Genomic DNA, 1,495 nt, shown 5'->3' on the forward strand with positions numbered 1-1,495 from the left:
CCCATGTGCAGCGGCCGGCGGGGCGGGGCGACGGGCGCGGCCGGGGCGGCGGCGTGCGGCGGCACCATCCCGCCGAGGTCCAGGGAGCCGGAGTCGCGGCCCCCGGCCTCGTGCACCCCGGCGCCGTACGAGGCGTCGGCGGGGTCGGGGAAGGCGGCCGGCGCGGGGTGCGCGGGCTCGGCGTAGGCGGTGTGCGGGTCGGCGTAGTCGGCGTACGGGGCGTCGCCGTAGGAGGTTTCGACGGGGTAGGCCGGCGCGGGCGGGACCACCTGCGGGTCGCTCCACGAGCCGTGGCCGTGGCCGCTCGGCATGAGCAGGAGTTCTTCGTCCTCGGCCTCGGCGGGGTTGTCCACGAGGTCCTGGAAGGCGTAGGCGCCCGGCTGCGGGACCTGAGCCGGAATGCCCTGCTGGTCCACCATGCCCGCGTTGTCCGGGAGTCCCTCGCCCGGTACCTGGCCGGTGTCGGTCATGCGTACCCCTCGCCCATCGTGTTGCCTCTTCGATCGCCCGGCGCCCACAAGACCAACGAGCGGGGTTGCCGTGCGACGCGTCGTTCCGCGTACGCACCCTGCGACAACCAGTAAGCATTGTCGCGCCCGTTCGCCGCCGCGGCGGCCGAAACCGCCGCGGTCTGCTGTGGACTGCGCCACGTCGCGCGTCTTGTTTGTGCCGCCGTCCCTGGGCGTACCAGGGCAGTACGACGATCGGCCAGCCTACCCCGGGCTCAGGCCCGGTGGTTCACCGGGCGCCGGGCTGCCAGGAGGAACACGACGGTACGGTCCTGTTCGTTCCAGGTGAGGGGGTCGAGCCCGACGGACTGCAGGAGGGCGCATTCGACGGCGTATCCGCCCTCGGCGAGGGCGCGGCCGAGCGCCTCTGCCTCGTCGCGGGTGGAGGCGTGGGTGACGATCCGTTCGGGGCGGCGTTCGGCGACTGCCGCGACGACGTCGGCGCCGCCTCCGCCGACGCGGACGACGTCGGGTTCGGGGAGGTCCTCCAGAACGTGAGGGGCGCGGCCGGCGAGGACCTGGAGCTGGACTCCGCGGGTGCGGGCGGCGGCGGCCGTGCGCTCGCAGGCCCGCGGGTCGGCGTCGACGGCGATGACGGCGGCTCCGAAGGCGGCGGCCTCGACGGCGAAGGCGCCGGAGCCGGAGCCGATGTCCCAGACGAGGTCGCCGGTGCGCGGGCCGAGCCGGGCGAGCTGGGCGGCGCGCAGGGTGGCCGACTCGCCTTCGCCGGTGCCGTCCTCGGGGCGGGCCCAGCCGCGTTCGGCGGTACGGGCGGGGTTGTGTCCGAGGATCCAGGCGGGGTCGGCGGAGACGGTCTGGCCGCCGATGACGATGACGACGTTGGGGTTGCGCCAGGCGTGGTCGGCGAAGAGGGCGGGGAGGTCCCACCCGTGGGCGACCACGTCGATGTCGTCCAGGGTGAGACCGCCCTCGGCGAGGCAGTAGGCCGCGGCGTTGAGAGGTGCCTCCCCGTAGGCGTGCTTGTG

Annotated in this window: 1 protein-coding gene and 1 pseudogene; both read right to left on the reverse strand. The window is 75.1% G+C overall.

The window, feature by feature from the left end; all coding sequences use genetic code 11:
• A pseudogene (locus tag EF903_RS32485) lies at positions 1 to 470 on the reverse strand (5,6-dimethylbenzimidazole synthase); the annotation flags it as partial.
• A gap of 254 nt (positions 471 to 724) precedes the next feature.
• Positions 725 to 1,495, reverse strand: a 771-nt coding sequence (locus tag EF903_RS32490) for a 50S ribosomal protein L11 methyltransferase (protein ID WP_185902946.1), incomplete at its 5' end; no start/stop codon positions are given.

Origin of the sequence: Streptomyces sp. WAC05292, from assembly GCF_003949955.1 — a bacterium.
Classification (GTDB): Bacteria; Actinomycetota; Actinomycetes; order Streptomycetales; family Streptomycetaceae; genus Streptomyces; species Streptomyces globosus.